At 59.8% G+C, this 17,560-nt stretch carries 15 protein-coding genes; 9 read left to right on the forward strand and 6 right to left on the reverse strand.

Translation table 11 applies throughout. The features are described from left to right. Positions 1-51 precede the first annotated feature (51 nt). Complete coding sequence (locus HYPMC_RS18665) at positions 52-441, forward strand: host attachment protein (RefSeq protein WP_013949636.1); 390 nt, start codon at positions 52-54, stop codon at positions 439-441. On the opposite strand, the gene HYPMC_RS18670 is transcribed toward HYPMC_RS18665, so the two are convergent. Beyond that, entirely contained in the window at positions 438-3,173 is a 2,736-nt protein-coding gene (locus HYPMC_RS18670) for a bifunctional acetate--CoA ligase family protein/GNAT family N-acetyltransferase (protein ID WP_013949637.1), read from the reverse strand. The two genes, HYPMC_RS18665 and HYPMC_RS18670, sit on opposite strands and share 4 nt — an antisense overlap. Before the next feature lie 125 nt (positions 3,174-3,298). Between HYPMC_RS18670 and HYPMC_RS18675 the strand changes: the two genes are divergently transcribed. The 4 genes from HYPMC_RS18675 (at position 3,299) to HYPMC_RS18690 (ending at position 7,521) form a co-directional block, all read left to right on the forward strand. Further along, positions 3,299-5,191, forward strand: coding sequence for an alpha/beta hydrolase (locus HYPMC_RS18675; protein ID WP_013949638.1), 1,893 nt, complete (start codon positions 3,299-3,301; stop codon positions 5,189-5,191). Positions 5,192-5,287: 96 nt separating this feature from the next. After that, the gene (locus tag HYPMC_RS18680; RefSeq protein WP_013949639.1) at positions 5,288-5,701 is read left to right on the forward strand and encodes a hypothetical protein; all 414 of its coding nucleotides are present in this window, start codon (positions 5,288-5,290) and stop codon (positions 5,699-5,701) included. An 11-nt stretch (positions 5,702-5,712) separates the two neighbouring features. Then, the gene (locus tag HYPMC_RS18685; RefSeq protein ID WP_013949640.1) at positions 5,713-6,441 is read left to right on the forward strand and encodes a CBS domain-containing protein; all 729 of its coding nucleotides are present in this window, start codon (positions 5,713-5,715) and stop codon (positions 6,439-6,441) included. 96 nt (positions 6,442-6,537) lie between these two features. Next, positions 6,538-7,521 carry a zinc-dependent alcohol dehydrogenase family protein gene (locus tag HYPMC_RS18690; protein WP_024276455.1) on the forward strand — a complete coding sequence of 328 codons (984 nt, stop codon included), beginning with the start codon at positions 6,538-6,540 and terminating at the stop codon, positions 7,519-7,521. Between the two features lie 3 nt (positions 7,522-7,524). Here the strand turns inward: HYPMC_RS18690 and HYPMC_RS18695 are convergent, their stop codons facing one another. The 4 genes from HYPMC_RS18695 to HYPMC_RS18710 all read right to left on the reverse strand — a co-directional run bounded on the left by HYPMC_RS18695 (position 7,525) and on the right by HYPMC_RS18710 (position 9,794). Continuing rightward, positions 7,525-8,013, reverse strand: a complete 489-nt coding sequence (locus tag HYPMC_RS18695) for a MaoC/PaaZ C-terminal domain-containing protein (protein ID WP_013949642.1) — start codon at positions 8,011-8,013, stop codon at positions 7,525-7,527. Between the two features lie 15 nt (positions 8,014-8,028). Beyond that, complete coding sequence (gene fabI, locus HYPMC_RS18700) at positions 8,029-8,790, reverse strand: enoyl-ACP reductase FabI (protein WP_013949643.1); 762 nt, start codon at positions 8,788-8,790, stop codon at positions 8,029-8,031. A 13-nt stretch (positions 8,791-8,803) separates the two neighbouring features. After that, on the reverse strand, positions 8,804-9,043 hold the full coding sequence (locus HYPMC_RS18705; RefSeq protein WP_013949644.1) for a lipoyl domain-containing protein: 240 nt from the start codon (positions 9,041-9,043) through the stop codon (positions 8,804-8,806). A 163-nt stretch (positions 9,044-9,206) separates the two neighbouring features. Further along, positions 9,207-9,794 carry an HdeD family acid-resistance protein gene (locus tag HYPMC_RS18710; protein WP_013949645.1) on the reverse strand — a complete coding sequence of 196 codons (588 nt, stop codon included), beginning with the start codon at positions 9,792-9,794 and terminating at the stop codon, positions 9,207-9,209. Between the two features lie 624 nt (positions 9,795-10,418). On the opposite strand from HYPMC_RS18710, the gene HYPMC_RS18715 reads away from it, so the two are divergent. Then, positions 10,419-12,224, forward strand: coding sequence for an OmpA family protein (locus HYPMC_RS18715; protein ID WP_013949646.1), 1,806 nt, complete (start codon positions 10,419-10,421; stop codon positions 12,222-12,224). Positions 12,225-12,300: 76 nt separating this feature from the next. Here HYPMC_RS18715 and HYPMC_RS18720 read toward each other — a convergent pair whose 3' ends face one another. Continuing rightward, on the reverse strand, positions 12,301-13,020 hold the full coding sequence (locus tag HYPMC_RS18720) for a thermonuclease family protein (RefSeq protein WP_013949647.1): 720 nt from the start codon (positions 13,018-13,020) through the stop codon (positions 12,301-12,303). 302 nt (positions 13,021-13,322) lie between these two features. On the opposite strand from HYPMC_RS18720, the gene HYPMC_RS18725 reads away from it, so the two are divergent. The 3 genes from HYPMC_RS18725 to HYPMC_RS18735 all read left to right on the forward strand — a co-directional run bounded on the left by HYPMC_RS18725 (position 13,323) and on the right by HYPMC_RS18735 (position 17,539). Next, positions 13,323-15,659 carry an AsmA family protein gene (locus HYPMC_RS18725; protein WP_013949648.1) on the forward strand — a complete coding sequence of 779 codons (2,337 nt, stop codon included), beginning with the start codon at positions 13,323-13,325 and terminating at the stop codon, positions 15,657-15,659. 293 nt (positions 15,660-15,952) lie between these two features. Beyond that, complete coding sequence (locus HYPMC_RS18730; RefSeq protein WP_244421066.1) at positions 15,953-16,462, forward strand: S-adenosylmethionine decarboxylase family protein; 510 nt, start codon at positions 15,953-15,955, stop codon at positions 16,460-16,462. Positions 16,463-16,789: 327 nt separating this feature from the next. Then, a complete protein-coding gene (locus HYPMC_RS18735) occupies positions 16,790-17,539 on the forward strand; it encodes a bifunctional 2-polyprenyl-6-hydroxyphenol methylase/3-demethylubiquinol 3-O-methyltransferase UbiG (RefSeq protein WP_013949650.1) in 750 nt (249 codons plus the stop codon). The last annotated feature ends 21 nt before the right edge of the window (positions 17,540-17,560 follow it).

A 17,560-nucleotide genomic window follows, 5' to 3' on the forward strand; every position in this document is an offset into this window, starting at 1 on the left:
GACTGCCGCCCCGACGCCTGATCATTGGGGGCATGGCGAAGGGCAGCAATAGTGAAACGTACCTGGATCTTAATTGCGGACAGCAGCGGCGCGCGGATTCTCGAAGCGCTCGGGAACAGTCGTGGATTTTTCGAGCACGCCGTCGGGGACGGACGCTATCCATACCGGTCGGACTCCGCGCCTCAGGAAGAGCGACCGAGAGTAACCAAGGCGCTCGATGGGCTGTTTGCTAGCCAGCTCAGCACCATGTTGGCAAACCGACTCAAAAGCCGCTCGTTCGACAGGCTGGTTCTCGTCGCTCCGACGGTGATGCTGGGAAAGCTTCGCAAAATGATCAGCCCCGCCGTTCGCGAGACCGTCATCGCCGAGATCGAAATGGATTTGACCGACGTCCCGACCAGCGAGATCGCACAACACCTAGCCGACGTCACCCTGTTCTAGGACAACGTCTTTTCAGGCGTCATTTGAGCCGCTCCAACGGCTGGCGCTTTGACCGCCGATGCCGCCGGATGCCAAACGACCTCGCGGATCGACGAGTCGCCTTCATAGGGCCGCGTTTCGAAACCGAGGTCCCTCGCCATGTCGAGCATATGGGTATTGGCCACGTTGACGAGGCCGTAGATCTGCTCGACGCCTTCGTACTGGGCGTAGCTCAACAAGGCTGACATCAATTGCCAGCCGAGGCCGTGGCCGTGGAGATCAGACCGGACCAGAATGCCGAATTCGCCACGCGTCTGATCCGGTTCGAGGACAAGGCGTGAACCGCCGATCATTTCATTCGTTTTCGCGTCGATTGCGACGAATGCCATTTCGCGGGCGTAGTCGATTTGCGTCAACGTCGCGAGGAACGGGTGCGGGAATGTCTTGCGGCCGGTAAAAAACCGCAGCCGAACGTCTTCCTCGGAGATCTGCGAAAAGAACTTAGCAAACGCCGGCTCATCTTCGGGGCGCACGGGCCGAATGAGAACTTTGCCCACCGGATTGATTGAAATCTCCCGCTCAAGGTGAGCGGGATAAGGCCTTATGGCGAGCGGCAGACGCGGGTTCGCGTCTTCGTTTGCAAGCTTCATGCGCGCGTCGATCGCGATCACGCCATCTTTGTCGACGAGCAGCGGATTAATATCGAGTTCGCGAATCTCCGGGTGGTCGACGATGAGATCGCTAATGCGAACGAGCGTGTCGGCGATGGCGTCCATGTCGGCAGGAGCGTGATCGCGATAGCCCTTCAACAGCCGGGAAATCCGCGTTTCGCAGATCATCTGGCGCGCGAGATGCATATCGAGCGGCGGCAACGCCATTGCGCTATCGCGCAGCACTTCGACCGCGACACCGCCTGCACCGAAGAGAAGCATCGGACCGAAAGTCTGGTCGACGCTCATACCGACAATCGTCTCAAGCGCATTCGGCCGCTTGACCATCGGCTCAACCGTGAAGCCGTCGATCCGGGCTTTCGGCAATTTGGCCTTGATCTTCGCCAGCATATCGACCGCGGCTTGTTCGGCGGCTGCGTCGCTTTCAAGGTTCAGGTGTACGCCACCGACGTCCGATTTGTGCGAGATGTCGGGCGAGGCGATCTTGATGACGCACGCGTCGTTGTTTTTCAGAATGCCGGCCGCGACAGAGCGAACGGCCGCCGGATCGGGCGCCAGAACTGCCTTGTCCGTCGGAATGCCATATGCTGCCAGGATTGTCTTGGTTTCGAGCGCCGACGCGACGGTTCTGCCGCTTTCGAGAATCTTCCGGATTTCCCGACCAGCGGATCGCGAGTCGTACTTGTGGTCGCCAGCCGCAATTTGCGGCGTACGCATCAGCTCGGCTTGGGAGCGCGCGTGATCGACGAGTTGCATGAACCCGGTGATGGCAGCCGACGTCGAGTCGAAGGTCGGGATGTCATGGGCTTCAAAAAGCGCGCGGGCGGCGCGAACCGCGCCGTCGCCAAGCCAACACGTCATGACCGGCTTATCGGCGACCAGCTTAGGATTGGCCGCGACCGTATCGACCACGGCTTGGCCGGCATCGGTCGCCGAGATCGTCGCTGATGGGCAATGGAGAACCAGGATCGCATCGGAATCCTGTTCGCGCAGAAGTGCTTCAAGCGCATCGGCGTAGCGCTTCGTTCCGGCGTCGCCGATGATATCGACGGGGTTGCCGTGCGACCAGGTCGGCGGCAGAATGCGATTGAGCGCCTCGATCGTATCGGGGCTAAGCGTCGCCAGCGTGCCTTTCCAGTCCTGCAGCTCGTCAGTGGCCAAGACGCCCGCTCCGCCGCCGTTCGTCAGAATGGCCAGCCGCTCGCCACCGAGCCGCGACACGCGCGACAGGGTCTCAGCAGCCGCAAAGAGATCGTCGAGCGTCAGGACGCGCAAGATGCCTGAACGGCGGAAAGCGGCATTGTAAGCAGCGTCGGAGCCGGCCAAGGCGCCCGTGTGCGAGAGCGCAGCGTGGGCGCCGCCGGCGTGACGGCCAGTCTTGACGACAACGACGGGCTTCATGCGCGCGGCGCGGCGCGCGGCTGAAATAAACTTCGGCGCGTGTGTCACGGCTTCGACGTAGAGAAGAATGGCGCGGGTGTTGGCGTCGGTTGCGAGATAGTCCAGCATATCGCCAAGGTCGATGTCGGCCATCTCACCGAGCGAGACGACGTGCGAAAAGCCGATGCCGCGGCCGGCAGCCCAGTCGATAACGGCCGTGACCAAGGCACCCGATTGCGAAACGAACGCCAAGTCTCCGGCGAGTGGCGCACGATGGGCGAAGCTGGCGTTCAGGCCGATGGGCGGGATCATCAATCCGATACAGTTCGGACCGAGGATGCGCAGGCAATTCGGCTGTGCAGCCGCAATCATCGCCTTTTTCTGCTCGCCCATCCCGGCCGCAAGTGCGATTGCAGCTCGCGTTCCCTTGGCGCTGAGCTCCTCGATGAGGCCGGTGATGGTACCGGGCGGTGTCGCCAGGACAGCGAGATCGGGCGCCTCCGGCAGGTCCGCAACAGTTGAGTAGCAACGGCGGCCGTCGATATCGCGATATTTGGGGTTTACGAGGCTGATCGGACCTTTGAAGCCACCCTCAAGCAGGTTCTTCAAAACGGTCGCGCCGACTGACCCTGGACGCTTGCTGGCACCAATTAATGCAACCGAGTGCGGCGCGCACAGGTAGTTCAAATTGCGAACAGTCATCAGCCCCAATCCTTAATCAAGATCATGCCCAGATCCAATAAGCGACCGCGCGACCTGCTGTTCTGATCTGAATCAATAATATCTCGCAATTGCTCACTTGCGCTGCGTCAATGAGATTTAATGCAATGAGCGTAACAAAGCCGCGGGACAAATCGAGCAAAGAGGGCATTTTCGTGCATATGCTAACCAACGTGCAAAATGCTCTTCCGCCGCCGCATTCGAACGTAACCGCACTTCTAACCGACCAGTCGGGAACGCGATCCGAAACGGCAAAATTTACGCCCGCGTCGCTGCCCACCCCCGAGCAGCCGGAACTTGATCGCTATGTCCATTACCTGATCGCACGAATGACCGGCGGGCTTTCTCCCGCCGCTTGCGCCAACGCTTTCTTCGACTGGGGCTCGCACATGGCGGCCTCTCCGGGGCTGCAGCTTGAATTGATGGGTGAAGGTGTCCGCCAATGGATGCGGCTGCTGGCATTCACGCAGCAAGCTATGGGCAGCAACGCGGCCTTGCCGCCGAGTGTCGAACCGCAACCGCACGATCATCGCTTCATCTCCGACGGTTGGAAGCAGTATCCTTTCAATGTTTTCGCGGAAGCCTTTCTGCTTGGTGAAGAATGGTGGCATTCGGCAACCACACGCGTTCGCGGCGCTGAAAAACAGAGCCTCAATCGCGTCGATTTCATTACACGCCAGATGCTCGACGTTTTTGCTCCGGCAAACTTCGTCGCGACGAACCCGGATGTGCTTTCCCGTACGCAGTCAGAAGCCGGGCTCAATCTGCTTCGCGGCTACTCGAACTATCTCGATGATGTGAAGCGCCTGCGCTCGCGCGAGGCTCCGCCGGGAGCGGAGAAATTCAAGGTCGGCGAAACGGTTGCCGTGACTCCCGGAAAAGTCGTCTATCGCAATCACCTCATTGAGCTGATCCAATATGAGCCGACGACTGAGACAGTGCATTCAGAGCCGATTCTGATCGTGCCGGCCTGGATCATGAAATATTACATTCTCGATCTCAGGCCCGAGAACTCGCTGGTCAAATATCTCACCGCGCAAGGCTTCTCGGTCTTCATTATTTCATGGCGCAATCCGGATGCGGGTGATCGCAATCTGGGCTTCGATGATTATCGGCGCCTTGGCGTGATGGCTGCAATCGATGCGATCACACGTATCGTCGGCGATCGCAAAATCCACGCGACGGGTTATTGCCTCGGCGGCACGCTGCTTTCCGTTGCAGCTTCCGCCATGGCCAACGAGAATGACGATCGCCTTGCGACGCTGACGCTGCTAGCCGCGCAAGCCGATTTTCGCGAGGCCGGCGAATTGACGCTCTTTATCGACGAGAGCCAGATCACGCTGCTCGAAGATATGATGGCTGAGCAGGGCTTTCTCGATAGCGCGCAAATGGCTGGCGCTTTTCAGTTGCTGCGATCGAACGATCTGATCTGGTCGCACGTCGTCAACGATTATCTGCTCGGCGAGCGACAGCCCGTTTTCGATCTGCTCGCGTGGAATTCTGACGCGACGCGAATGCCGTACCGGATGCATTCGGAATATCTGCGATCGCTGTTCCTCAACAACGATTTTGCCGAGGGACGTTTCAAGGTCGACGGTCGCTCCGTTGCGCTAACCGATCTCCGCGTGCCGATTTTCGCGATCGGCACCGAGACCGACCACGTCGCACCGTGGCGGTCCGTTTATAAATTCAACATCCTGAGCGATACGAGCGTGACGTTCCTGCTGACAAGCGGGGGGCATAATGCCGGCATCGTCTCGCCGCCCGGCACACCGCACCGCAGCTACCGGATGGCAACCAAGCTCGCAAACGACAAGTTCGTCGATCCCGACACATGGTTTGCAACGACGCCGAAGACAGAGGGATCGTGGTGGACCGCCTGGGCCGAATGGCTCGCCCGCATGTCGACCGGAATAGTCGATCCGCCGTCGATGGGCGCACCGGAGAATGGGTTGAAGCCCCTTTGCCCGGCCCCTGGCACATACGTACTGCAAAGGTGATGTCCAGGCATTTCCTGTCTTGACCTTCGTCAAGGCGCTGGAATGGCCGAGGACGAAAATTTATCATTTCACGGCGCAAGCATAGGAGTGAAGAGCATGCTTGATCGACCTGCCAGAAACGACATGAGCACACAGGTTCCGGCGCCCGGCATTGCGCCGATGCTCAATGCCTTCAATCCGATGACGGCCTATATGGCCTTCTGGGGAGGGCCCGCACTTCAGCTCGGCGGCCAAGTGGCGCAAAGCTGGCTGCATTTTCTTGGTTCTCGCTGGATGAAGGACATGAGATTTCCGCAGCAAATCGCAGGCTGCAAGACAGCAGACGATGTGGTGACCGCCGTTGCCGAGTTCTGGCAGCAGGCGTCGAAAGATTATTCGTCTGAGATCAATCAGCTTGCCAATTTGACGTGGACTGCCACGCGGACGGCGTTCGACGGCGCAGGTACATTTACCTCGAAAGATTGCAGTTGTTCCGGTAAATGTGCGTCTCACCCGGCCGGTACTGCGTAGGAGAAAGCGTCATGAAAGCCAGCGACGTAATGACGACGAAGGTCATCTCCATTCGCCCCGATGCAACGCTCAGCGAGATGATCAAGAAAATGCTCGATCACAGGATCAGCGGCCTGCCCGTCGTTTCCGAGGATGGCAAACTCGTCGGCGTCGTCACCGAAGGCGATTGTCTTCGCCGGGCCGAGACCGGCACGGAAGTGAAGCGCTCGTTCTGGCGCGATATGCTGACGGGCTCGGAGACGCTTGCCAATGAATACATTCGCACGCACGGCCGCAAGGTCTCAGAGGTGATGACGCGCGATCCGATCAGCGTTTCGCCTGATACGGAACTCAGCGAAGTCATCCATGTCATGGAGAAGAACCGGATCAAACGTGTGCCGGTCGTGAAAGACGGCGCGGTTGTCGGCATTCTGAGTCGGGCGAACTTGCTGCAGACGTTGTCGGGCCTCGTCAGAAATACCGACGTCGACGACACTGACGCGGACATCCGCAAAGGCGTTATCGCGGCGCTCGGAACATTGCCGTGGGCCGCAAACGAATTTCTGAACGTCACCGTCAAGGATGGAGTCGTCGATCTCTGGGGCTGCTATACGGCCTATCGGCAGGACGAAGCGGCCGTTGTCGCCACCGAGAACGTGCCCGGCGTCAAGCAGGTGCGCAATCACTTGTCCTGGGTCGATCCGATGTCCGGTACGGTGGTCTACTCGCCGGACGAAAAGGTGCCGCTGGCCGACGCATAAATCGGGTTGACCGCGAGCCGCGCGATTGATGCCCATGCGATAGTCGCGGCAGCGTTGCGACCATCTCCTAATTCGGATCCGAAAGATAATCCGCCGATGAAAGCCATGGTCTTCCGAGCCGTCGGAGAGCCTCTGACCCTCGAAGAAAGACCTGATCCGCAGCCGGGAAAAGGCGAAATCCGCGTTCGCGTCGAAGCGTGCGCGGTCTGCCGGACGGACCTGCACGTCATCGATGGCGATCTTCCCGATCCCAAGCATCCCGTTATTCCAGGGCACGAGATCGTCGGCATCGTCGATGCACTTGGCGCAGACGTTCACGACCACAAAATCGGCGAGCGCGTCGGCGTGCCGTGGCTCGGCCATACGTGCGGGCACTGTCCCTATTGCCTCGCGGAGCGCGAGAACCTGTGCGACTTTCCGCTTTTCACCGGGTACACGCGTGACGGCGGATTCGCCACGCATGTGATCGCCGATGCGGACTTCGCCTTTGCGATGCCGGGTTTCAGCGATCCCGTGGCGGCAGCGCCGCTGATGTGCGCTGGCCTTATCGGCTGGCGGTCTTTGCGCATGGCGGGCGACGGCAAGCGTATCGGACTCTATGGATTTGGCGCGGCGGCGCACATCATCGCGCAGGTCATCATCTGGCAGGGACGCGAGGTTTACGCATTCACGAGAGCGGGCGACAACCAAGCGCAGGACTTCGCGCGCTCGCTCGGTGCGGTATGGGCCGGCAGCTCAGACGATGTGCCGCCCAACGAACTGGACGCCGCAATTATTTTTGCGCCTGTGGGCAGCCTCGTTCCAGCGGCACTCAAGGCGGTCCGCAAAGGCGGCCGCGTCGTCTGCGGCGGCATTCACATGAGCGACATTCCGCAGTTTCCCTACGATATTCTATGGGAAGAGCGGGAGATCCGGTCGGTGGCCAATCTCACGCGCCAGGATGCGCACGAGTTTCTCGACATCGCGCCGAAGGCCGGGGTCCATACGACGACGACCGTCTATCCGCTCGCTCACGCCAATGAAGCGCTTGCCGACTTGCGGGCCGGACGTTTCTCCGGCGCCGCCGTTCTTGTTCCCTGATGCTTATTGCGCCGGGCCGTCGCGAACCTCGACCTGAGGAAGCGCGACGCGTGGGCGCGAGATCTTTTCAGTCGGCGCCATGACGGTCGCGACGCCGGTGATAACCTCCTCGCCCTTCTGATTGACCGCCTTGCAATCAAGATTGACGCGGTGGTTCTTCGGCATTTTCTCGGAGACCGTCAGTGTGACCGTCAGGGTATCGCCGACGCGCACCGGATGACGAAACTGCAACGTCTGATCGAGATAGATCGTTCCCGGACCTGGCAGCTTAGTGCCGAGCACTGTCGAAATCAGCGCAGCGCCCAACATGCCGTGCACGACGACGCCGTGAAAAATATCGGTCTTGGCGAATTCGGGATCGACGTGTGCAGGATTAAAGTCCCCGGATACCGCAGCGAACAACTCGATATCGCGGTGGGTCAACGTCCGCACAAGGCTGGCGCTATCACCGACCTTGAGTTCGTCGAAGGTGCGGTTGGTCAACGTCTCCATGAAGTCTCCTTGGTGCTATCCGAGAATGTGATAGCCGCCATCGATGTATTCGAGATTGCCGGTGAGCGCTTTGGCGTTATCGTCCGCCAGGAACGCGGCGACGTTGCCGACATCGTCGATCGAGACGAGTTGATGGTCGGGCATGCGCTCGCGCGTACGGTCCAGAAGCTCATCGAAGCGATCAATGCCGGATGCGGCGCGGGTCTTCAGCGGTCCCGGCGACAGGGCATGAACTCGAATGTTCTTCTTGCCAAGCTCGGCCGCCATATAACGCACCGAGGATTCGAGCGCGGCCTTCACCGGCCCCATCAGATTGTATTCTTCGACGACCTTTTCTGAGCCGTAGAAGGTGACGGTCAACAGGCAGCCGCCATCCTTCATCAGAGGCTCGGCGAGATGCGCCATGCGAATGAAAGAGTGGCACGAGACGTCCATCGCGAGTGAGAACCCGGCCTGCGAGCAGTCGACGACGCGGCTGTGGAGATCATCCTTCGGCGCAAAGGCGATGGAGTGCAGCAGGAAGTCGAGCTTGCCCCACTCTTTTTCGATGCGCTCGAACACCGCTTCGAGCTGGCCGGGCTCGCGCACGTCACAGGGGACGATAATCGGGCTCTTGAGCTCTTCGGCGAGCGGGCGAACGTAAGGCTCGGCTTTGGCATTGAGATACGTGATTGCGAGATCGGCACCGGCGTTACGAAAAGCTTTCGCGCACCCGTAGGCGATGCTGTGTTCATTGGCGATGCCGACGACAAGGCCCTTTTTTCCAGCAAGCGACATGCGGCGTCTCACCTCACTCGGAAAGAGTTGCGATCAACGCACCTGGATCGACGACACTATTTTCGCCGGCTACGATGGTGATACGACCATCGGAGGGTGCAGTGATCTCGTGCAGCGCATCCTCGATGCGGACGACCGCAATGCCGTGTCCGGCGGCGACGCTAGCGCCGTCGGGAACAAGCCAGCGCACGAGCGTGCCTTCCGGGAAGATGCTTGAGGCCCACAGGGCTTCGTCAATTTTGATGTCAGACATGTCAGCTCCGATTGCCTATCGGCGATGATGTTGTTTTTCGCCGGGCACCTGCATTCTTGCTGCACTTGCGTACAATTATAATGATCTCGGTCAAAAAAATTCGCTGCATCGCGAAAGACGATGCAGCGAAAAAGCACAATATATTTTTCTGAATTTGTCCGCGTTACGCGACCGGCTCGATCTTGCGAGCCTGTAGCGCCATCGCGATCAGGGCGAAACCGCCGAAGATCATGTTGATGCCGACGAGCAGACCGATCGCCCATGCCGCCGACGACGGCAGGCCGAAGAAGATCATGGCGCCGAGCACGAGATCGACGATGCCGCTCAACAACATCATGACCCAGGCACCGGGAAGCTCGTTGCGATGTTCGAGCGCGAACATAACCGACGCGATGCCTTCAAGGATGAAGAAGGCGACGAGCACAATCGTCAGCGAAACGGCCCCTGTGGCGGGCGAAAAGAGCAGGACGAGACCGGCACCGATGCCAATGATGGCCGAGAGCAACGACCACCAGAAGCCTGGCATCGGCCGCATGGAAAATGTCGTAAAGAGGCCGGCGATGCCGCTGAAGAGAAGGAGCCAGCCGATAAAGAATGTGACGGTGAGGGTCGCGATCGGCGGCACGATGATCGCTGCCGTACCGAGAACGACGAGAACAATCCCTTCGATAAGGAACATTTTCCAATTCTCGTGAAGCGACGTTACGAGCGCCTGCCTCATGCGGCGGACGTCTGATGGATCGAATGACATTTTCAAGCTCCTGTCTGGGCGGGTAACGCAGCAAGCACGGCGCTAATCTTACGATAGTTCGCGGCTCGGTGCCGTACCAAGCGTGCAAAGTCGTGAATGTCTTACGACCGAGCACATTAAAATCCGCACTTGGCGTTGATCCGCCGCAACGCACTGCACCGCGCAGATGCGCAGAGAACGGCGTTAATGCTCGTTAAACGGTGCGAAAGAAAAGTTGTAGAGGCCGGACGCAGCTTTGCTGCTTCAAAGCACGCCCGCGAGCAGCGCGTCGCGTTTGTTCTCATGCGTTCTCAAGCCCCCTCCAATCCGGACCGAGCGAGCCGTGGTCGGCGTGGCCATCGCCCGCTTTTGTCGAAGCCGTGAGCGAGTTACGCGCCGTGCATTAATCCGCTCTCTGATTTTAGCGACGGCTGAAGCCACCAACCGCTGCCGATTTTTATTCGCCATGATTTGGCCGCAACCTATTCACGTTCGCTTCATACGGCTGCCCTTATCCGCCTGGGCTTCGAGAATAGATTGCCGACGGCACAATTGCCGTGAAAGCGCGACGCCGACGTACTAACGACTAAACGGAAATCGATTCGCAGCGTTCGACCAGGACGCGACAAAATTCGAGGAAATGCCATGAATCCCAGCCGACACGCTGCTCTCGCCGCTGCGTCGCTCCTAACGGCACTGACGGTCACGCCCGCAGTCGTCATGGCGGACGATCAGCGGCCGCCTAACAAAGAAGATAAAATCAAGAGGCACGAAAAGGAAGGCAACGGCGGCCAAAATCAATGGCAGCAGGGCAAGCCGCAGGGGCAACCTGGAAAGCCTCAGGGGCAACCGAAGAATTTCGGCCAGCAAGGCGGGCGTCCGGAGAAGCACGGCAACCCGGCGTTCGGCCAGCAGCAGAAACAGCCAAATGTGCAGCAGAAGAACTTCGGAAATGGCGGCGCTGGAGGAAATCCAAATGCGTTCGTCAAGCCGAAGCCGCCACAGCCATCGGTCGTGAATAAGGCGGTGGTACCGCAGCAGCAGCCACAACAGCGCCCCAAGCATCAGAACGCGGGCCAGCAGAACTTCAACAACCAGTTCGGCGGCCCAAACAAGGCACCGAACAATGCGCCGCCGCTGAAGCCGCAGAACGAGCAAGGCTGGAAGCGCGTCACGCCGGGCACGCAGCCCGCCCCCGTCGTCAATCCAGGCCAGCCGAACAAGCCGCAGAACCAGCAGGGCTGGAAGCGCGTCACTCCGGGCACGCAGCCCGCGCCTGTCGTCAATCCGGGACAGCCAAACAGGGCGGTCACGCCGAATTTCGCCGCCCCGAACAAACCTCCGCAGACGGCTGCGGAAGCCAAGCGGCGCTTCGAGGCCATGCGTGGCCAACGCAAAGAGGTTAAATTCGACGGAGGCAAGGGCGTCGTTATCGAAGAGCCCGGCAAGCGTCGCATCTATCGCGAGAACAATCGCGTCTTCATTCAACACGACGATACCGAGCGGCTGCGGCGTGTCGCGCCGAACGCCCGCTTCGAACGCGGAAAAGGCGGTACGAACGTCGCCGTGATCGACCGCCCAGGCGGTTATAAGATCTATTCGGAGACGGATGCCAACGGCCAGCTCATTCGCCGGTATCGCCGTGGGCCCGACGGGCGCGACTTCATCATCATCGACAATCGCCGCCGCCGTCATGACAACTTCGGCAGAAATCTCGCGGCCGGAATCGGCATCGGTGTCGGCGTCGTTGCTGGTGCCGCCATCCTGAATTCGATGCTCGACGTGCCGCCGCCGCGTGTCACCATTCCGCGCGACGAGTACATCGTCGATTACGAACGTGCGAGCGACGAAGACGTTTACGAGGCACTGAGCGCACCGCCGGTCGAAGATTTCCGCGGGGGATATACCCTCGATGAAATCCGGGCGACGGCTGCGCTTCGCGACCGCATGCGCCGCGTGGACCTCGACGACATCACGTTCGATTTCGGCTCGTGGGAGGTCAATCCGAGCGAGTACGGTAAGCTCGACCGGATCGCGCGCGCCATGCTCCGGATCATCCATCGGCACCCCGATGAGGTGTTCATGATCGAAGGCTATACGGATGCTGTCGGCTCACCGGAGGACAACCTTTCGCTCTCCGACCGGCGCGCGGAATCCGTTGCGGAAGTGCTGACGCAGCAGTTCCAGATCCCCTTTGAGAACCTGACGACGCAAGGCTATGGCGAAGAGTACCTGAAGGTTCCGACCCAGGCGCCGGAACGGCTCAACCGCCGCGTCGCCGTTCGCCGGATCACGCCGCTCCTGGCTCGCGGTAATGCCGGCGCGCCTCCTCCGCCGCCGCAGGGCGCTGGCCAATATGACGACGGCCCTGGCGGTCCTGGTGATGGCGGACCGGACGATGGCGGTCCCGATGACCAGGGTTACGATGGCCCGCCGCCAGGACGTAACTAAAGGTTCTCGACGATAATTGCTCCCGCCGCCTCGATAGTAATCGAAGCGGCGGGATTTTCTTTTGGGCGCGCCGTTGCTAATTCGCCGAGGCTGGCCGCCATCCCGCTTCGATGGCTTCCTGCTCGGAGCAGAACCAACGCTTGCCTTTTCCGGGTTCCATCTTGACCCGGTCGTACCAAGGATCCCACGGCATATGAAAGATCCGGCCGCGGGATGAGACGTTGCCCTTGATCGCGCAGCCTTTGGGCGCGCTCGTTTCGGCGACCTTCCATTCGTTGTGGCGGAAATCCCAAGGTGCTTCCGCGGCACCTTGCCAAACGCCGACCCTGGCGCTCCGCGCCTCCGTTTCGACGGCGACGTATCTTTTCGAGTAGCGGACGAACGCCCAGGCAAGTCCGACGCGGACCATGGCCTCATCGATATCGACGCCGTCCGCAAAGCAGGTCGCGAGCACGCGCCGATAACGATCGGTGCCTTTGCGTTCGCACATCAATTCCCGATGTTCGGCGAGCTTGCGCAGCATCGCGGCGGCGGCAACGCCGCAGTTCCACGTCTCACCCGATGCTGTTTGGCACGTCTGCGCAATTTCAGGCGCGTCGATGCCTTCAAGACGGATGCGGGTCGCGCCAACATCGAGCGTGTCACCATCGACGACGTGGCCGATACCCGAGATGATCGCAGGCTGGCCGTCGTCGCCGGGCAATGCATGCACGACGAGCGGGAAAAGTGCGATAACGAGCGTCGCAACGCCAACGCTCGTACGCGAAGGGGGCCGGATAGGCGGGTTGATGAACATATAGCGAACATCGCGCTCGCCGGTGTCGCAACATGGGCGTCGTGGTGGTGATTTCTTGCTGTTTCATGAGTCGATACAACCGCGCGAGAATGCTCGTGCGACGGGAGCGTTTCCGCCTCGGCCGTTGGACTTTGCAGCTTGTCGATGGAATGAAGGTCGCGACTTCGACATCGCGGTGGGGAATCGCGCACAATGACGGCAGACCCTGCGCCGCAGCCAGCGGCCCGCCAGTGACATAATTCGCCGCGATATTTCGCGTGCTTTGCGCGCGGCGCCCGACGCCGACGACAACGAGGACCTGAATGACTTCCCAATACCCGCAGCCGCCCGCTCCGCCACCGCTGCCGCCGTTTGCGGCTCAGCGGCCGGCTTTCGAGCGCGCGCCCCTTGGTTCGGGGCCGCGCCGCGGACCACCGCCGCCGGGGAGCCCGCGCAAGCCGCCGCCACGCCGGCGCAGCGGCTTGCTCGTGGGCGTCGTCTATTTCCTTCTCGTCGTCCTGTTCGTCGGCGGAGCTGGCGTCGGCTATCTCGTGCTCAATCCGCCGAGCGACTTCATCCGACAGAAAATCACCGAGCAGGTAAAAGCCCGAACAGGACGCGACCTCGTGATCGCCGGACCGGCGACATTTGCGTTCTTCCCCGAGCTCGGCGTGTCGTTGCATGACGTGTCGTTGTCGGCGCCTGCGGGAATGGACGGCACGCTGCTTCATGCCGAAGCGCTTCAGGTGAGCGTTGAGCCAATATCGCTTCTGCAGCAGCGGCCGAAAATCAATGCCGTAACGCTTCGCCAGCCGGTGTTCGACTTCCACGTCGACAAAAATGGACGGAACAACTGGAAATTCGCGACCAATCGCGCGGCAACGCAGGTCGCCGAGTTGCAGAGGGCCGGCACACTGCGCGACGCAAGTGCTTTCGATGTCGCCGCCGCTGAGGTCGATGGCAATTCGGTTGCCATTCCGTCCGTCTCGAATGTGCAGCTCGATAACGTCCGCATCGAGGATGGAACGATCCGCTTCAGCGACGACCGGACCGGCCGCAAATCCCAGGTGTCAGGCATCAACGTGAAGCTCGGCTTGCCGTCGCTGGAAAGTCCGCTTGTTGCAAACGGCAATCTCGTCTGGCGCGACCAGCGTCTCGATTTCGACGGCAAAATCGAAAACGTGCGCGGCTTGCTGATGAACGCGCCCGCACATCTCACATTCTCGACCAAGAACGGGCTGATCAATGCCTCCTATAGCGGCGACCTGACCGTTCAGGATGGCGCGATTCTCGACGGCCAAGTTTCGGCCAAGGCGGATTCCGCTCGCCAGCTTGCCGAATGGTTCGGCTCCCGACTGCCCCCCGTCACCGGCTTCGGGCCGCTGTCAATCGAAGGCAAGCTGCAGACGGCCGACAACGTCACTGAGTTTTCGAACGCGACATTCGCGCTGGATGGCGAAACGGCGAAAGGCACGATCAAGGTAACGACGGGCGGTGTGAGGCCGTTCGTTGAGGCGAACCTTGCGATTTCCGCGCTCGATCTCAACAAGTATCTAACGAACGCCGTCGTCGGCACGCTGGTAACTGAAAGTGCGAATGCTCCGGCCGATCCGGCACCGGCGGCCGCGCCTGCCGCTGGCCCCGACGAGATTCAGAAGCTTTTGCAGAAGCAAGGCACCAAGGTTTACGGCGTCGAACAACGCGCGGGCTGGTCAAGCGAGCGACTGAACCTAACGCTCCTTGGACTCGCCGATGGCAAGGCGCAGCTCGCTATCGGCAGGCTGCATTTCAAGAACGTGTCGATCGGCCAATCGTCCGTCGATGTCACCGTCAACAATCGGGCGATGCAGGCGTCGTTCAACGACGTTGCGCTCTACGAAGGCCATGGTCGCGGCGTGCTGACGCTCGATGGCTCAGCCGACACTGCTAACATTGGCGCCAATTTCAATTTCGACAGCGTCTCGGCTCTGCCGTTCCTGAAGGATGCTGCCAACTTCGGCTGGGTGTCCGGGAACGCCAACGTCAAGCTGCAGCTCGCGGCAAACGGCGCCAGTCAGCTGCAATTGATCGAGAGCCTGAACGGCAACGCCGGGTTCCAGTTCTCGAACGGCGCCATCGTCGGCTTCAATCTGCCCGGCGCCCTGCGCGGGCTGTCGCAGGGCAACTTCGGGGCTCTCAGAACGTCACCGACGGAGAAAACGGATTTCAGTGCGCTGGCCGCGACGTTTACGGTTACGAATGGCGTCGCGCAGAACCAGGATCTGCAGCTTGTCAGTCCGCTTTTGCGGGCGACCGGCAGCGGCGTCATCCACATGCCGCAACGGACCGTCGACTATACCGTGAAGCCGAAGCTCATCGCCTCACTCGAAGGCCAAGGCGGCAATGCACAGGCATCCGGCATTGAGGTTCCGGTAAGGATTACCGGGTCCTGGGATCATCCGAGCTATCATCCCGATCTAAACGGGGTGCTCGCTGACCCGAACAAGACAATGGATGCCATCAAGAACATCGGCAAAAAACTCAAAGGGAAGAATTCAGACGAAATCGTCGATTCTCTTTTCGGCAAGAAGGGTGACGAGGATCCGCAGACCGAAAAGACGAAGAAAAAAGCCAAGAAGCTGCTGAACCAATTATTTGGCAAGGCAGACGATCAAAATTAGCAAAAATTTCACGGCTGAGTTTCGCTTCGATGACGGCAAAAGCGACCGAGCGAGGCGTCACAAAACCGGTTGTTAAGCCGCTGGCGCACCACGGCTAAAAAAAATTGGCGCAGGGCACAAAAAGCTCTTGCGTAGGGGGGGCGTTGGCCTCATATGCACGCTCTCTCGTCTGTCCACCTGCCAACATGGTCGAGGTTTCCCAGAACCAATGAGGTAAGGAGCGGGCGGGTCAAACCTATCTGCTGGTTGGGGAGGGTCACATGGCCTTTAATGACACCCTCTTCCAATTGGGGATGGACTTGACTCGTTCAAGCACCGCCCAAGAGGAAGATCACGCGCGCGCTGAGTTCAACGCGGAAGTCGAGGACTCGATTGTGAGTCCGATTGCTGAGCAAAGCGTACCTAGTGCAGGGACTACGATCTTTATCGATCTCCATGGCGCCATGCGCCTCGGCGACGTCAAGTCCGCCGAGCGTGCGATGAAGCGTGCCGTCGAGAACTTGGGCCTCAAGCTCAAGAGCCTCCACCTTGACCGCGCCGCTGGCGGCGACGTGTCGGGTGTCGCGGTCTTGAGTTCCGGGCACCTGTCCTTGCAGGCTTGCTCGCGGACCGGCTTTGCCGCTGTCGACGCGCGCGGATGCGATGGGCTGACGCCGTCAAAGGCGCTGCTCGCACTCGCGGGCGCTTTCGGAGCGCGCGAGGCTGTCATCCAGCGCAAGCGCACGGCTTCGGTCGTTGAAATGCCGACCGTACGTGCCGTACGGCCCGCGCAGCGCCAGAAGGCCCAGGCGAAGGCGGCTTAAGAAGAGAGTTTTGTCTTGGCACCGAGCGACTGCTTTTTGTTGCGCTTGGCAGCTCCCTACGGGAGCCGGCCGCCAAGCGCGAAGCGGACTGTCGGTGCAGCTGACTTCTCTGAACTGACTCCCTACCAGCAATAGGTTGCCGCGATCGGGTATGTCTCGATCGCGGCTTTTGGCGTACCCGGATGCTCCGCTACAATCCCAATTAAGATTAAGTATGCTCAAAATCCTGTCGTGTGCTTCGATAGCGAGATAGAAAACTCTTCGAAGCTGTCTGCAACTATATGTGAATTTGCCTTTTAGACCCGTTTGCGCAGAGGATTTGTTCAAATGGAAATTTTATATTCGCCAAAGTTTTATGCCAATCAGCAGGCAGGTTCATTATCTTCCGCTGAGGTCGTCATTCCGATCGTGCTTAGTTTGTTCAAGGTGAACTCGGCGGTCGATATCGGATGTGGAGTCGGAGGGTGGCTAAAGACGTTGTCACAGCACGGCGTGAGCGACTACCAGGGGCTCGATGGCGATTATGTGAGCGCCGAGATGCTACAAATTCCGGCCGAGCATTTTACGCCCACCGATTTGTCACGCTCCTTTTCGCTTTCGCGCAAATATGATTTGGCGATTTCTCTGGAAGTTGCTGAGCACCTACCTGAGAGCAGTGCTGACGAATTCGTTGAATCAATCGTAAATGCTGCGCCGGTCGTTTTGTTCTCGGCTGCAATACCGCTGCAAGGCGGACTCAATCATATCAATGAGCAATGGCAGAGCTATTGGGCGTCGAAGTTTGCTACGCACGGATACGTTGCGATTGATTGCATTCGCCCCGCTATCTTCCGAGATCCGCGTGTTGCAAGCTGGTATAGGCAAAATATACTAATTTTCTGCGAGCCGGCTAAAGTCCCATCTTCTCTATCGCCCGTGACATCGCCTTATCAGTTAGATCGCGTCGATCACGGCCTTCTCGCGTATTTTCAAGGCGGTTCGTCTCAACCAGGAAGCGGCAGGGAAGCCTTACAGAGCATAAAGCAAGCTGTACCGGTGCTCATAAATGCGGCCCTTAAGAAAGTGCGATTGGCTTAGCGTACAACGGTTTGTTTCGGT

This window comes from Hyphomicrobium sp. MC1 (assembly GCF_000253295.1).
Classification (GTDB): Bacteria; Pseudomonadota; Alphaproteobacteria; order Rhizobiales; family Hyphomicrobiaceae; genus Hyphomicrobium_B.

Coding starts and splice junctions, on each gene's coding strand:
- HYPMC_RS18670 (WP_013949637.1), bottom strand. CDS start 3,173: ATGACTGTTCGCAATTTGAACTACCTGTGCGCGCCGCACTCGGTTGCA.
- HYPMC_RS18675 (WP_013949638.1), top strand. CDS start 3,299: ATGAGCGTAACAAAGCCGCGGGACAAATCGAGCAAAGAGGGCATTTTC.
- HYPMC_RS18680 (WP_013949639.1), top strand. CDS start 5,288: ATGCTTGATCGACCTGCCAGAAACGACATGAGCACACAGGTTCCGGCG.
- HYPMC_RS18685 (WP_013949640.1), top strand. CDS start 5,713: ATGAAAGCCAGCGACGTAATGACGACGAAGGTCATCTCCATTCGCCCC.
- HYPMC_RS18690 (WP_024276455.1), top strand. CDS start 6,538: ATGAAAGCCATGGTCTTCCGAGCCGTCGGAGAGCCTCTGACCCTCGAA.
- HYPMC_RS18695 (WP_013949642.1), bottom strand. CDS start 8,013: ATGGAGACGTTGACCAACCGCACCTTCGACGAACTCAAGGTCGGTGAT.
- fabI (WP_013949643.1), bottom strand. CDS start 8,790: ATGTCGCTTGCTGGAAAAAAGGGCCTTGTCGTCGGCATCGCCAATGAA.
- HYPMC_RS18705 (WP_013949644.1), bottom strand. CDS start 9,043: ATGTCTGACATCAAAATTGACGAAGCCCTGTGGGCCTCAAGCATCTTC.
- HYPMC_RS18710 (WP_013949645.1), bottom strand. CDS start 9,794: ATGTCATTCGATCCATCAGACGTCCGCCGCATGAGGCAGGCGCTCGTA.
- HYPMC_RS18715 (WP_013949646.1), top strand. CDS start 10,419: ATGAATCCCAGCCGACACGCTGCTCTCGCCGCTGCGTCGCTCCTAACG.
- HYPMC_RS18720 (WP_013949647.1), bottom strand. CDS start 13,020: ATGTTCATCAACCCGCCTATCCGGCCCCCTTCGCGTACGAGCGTTGGC.
- HYPMC_RS18725 (WP_013949648.1), top strand. CDS start 13,323: ATGACTTCCCAATACCCGCAGCCGCCCGCTCCGCCACCGCTGCCGCCG.
- HYPMC_RS18730 (WP_244421066.1), top strand. CDS start 15,953: ATGGACTTGACTCGTTCAAGCACCGCCCAAGAGGAAGATCACGCGCGC.
- HYPMC_RS18735 (WP_013949650.1), top strand. CDS start 16,790: ATGGAAATTTTATATTCGCCAAAGTTTTATGCCAATCAGCAGGCAGGT.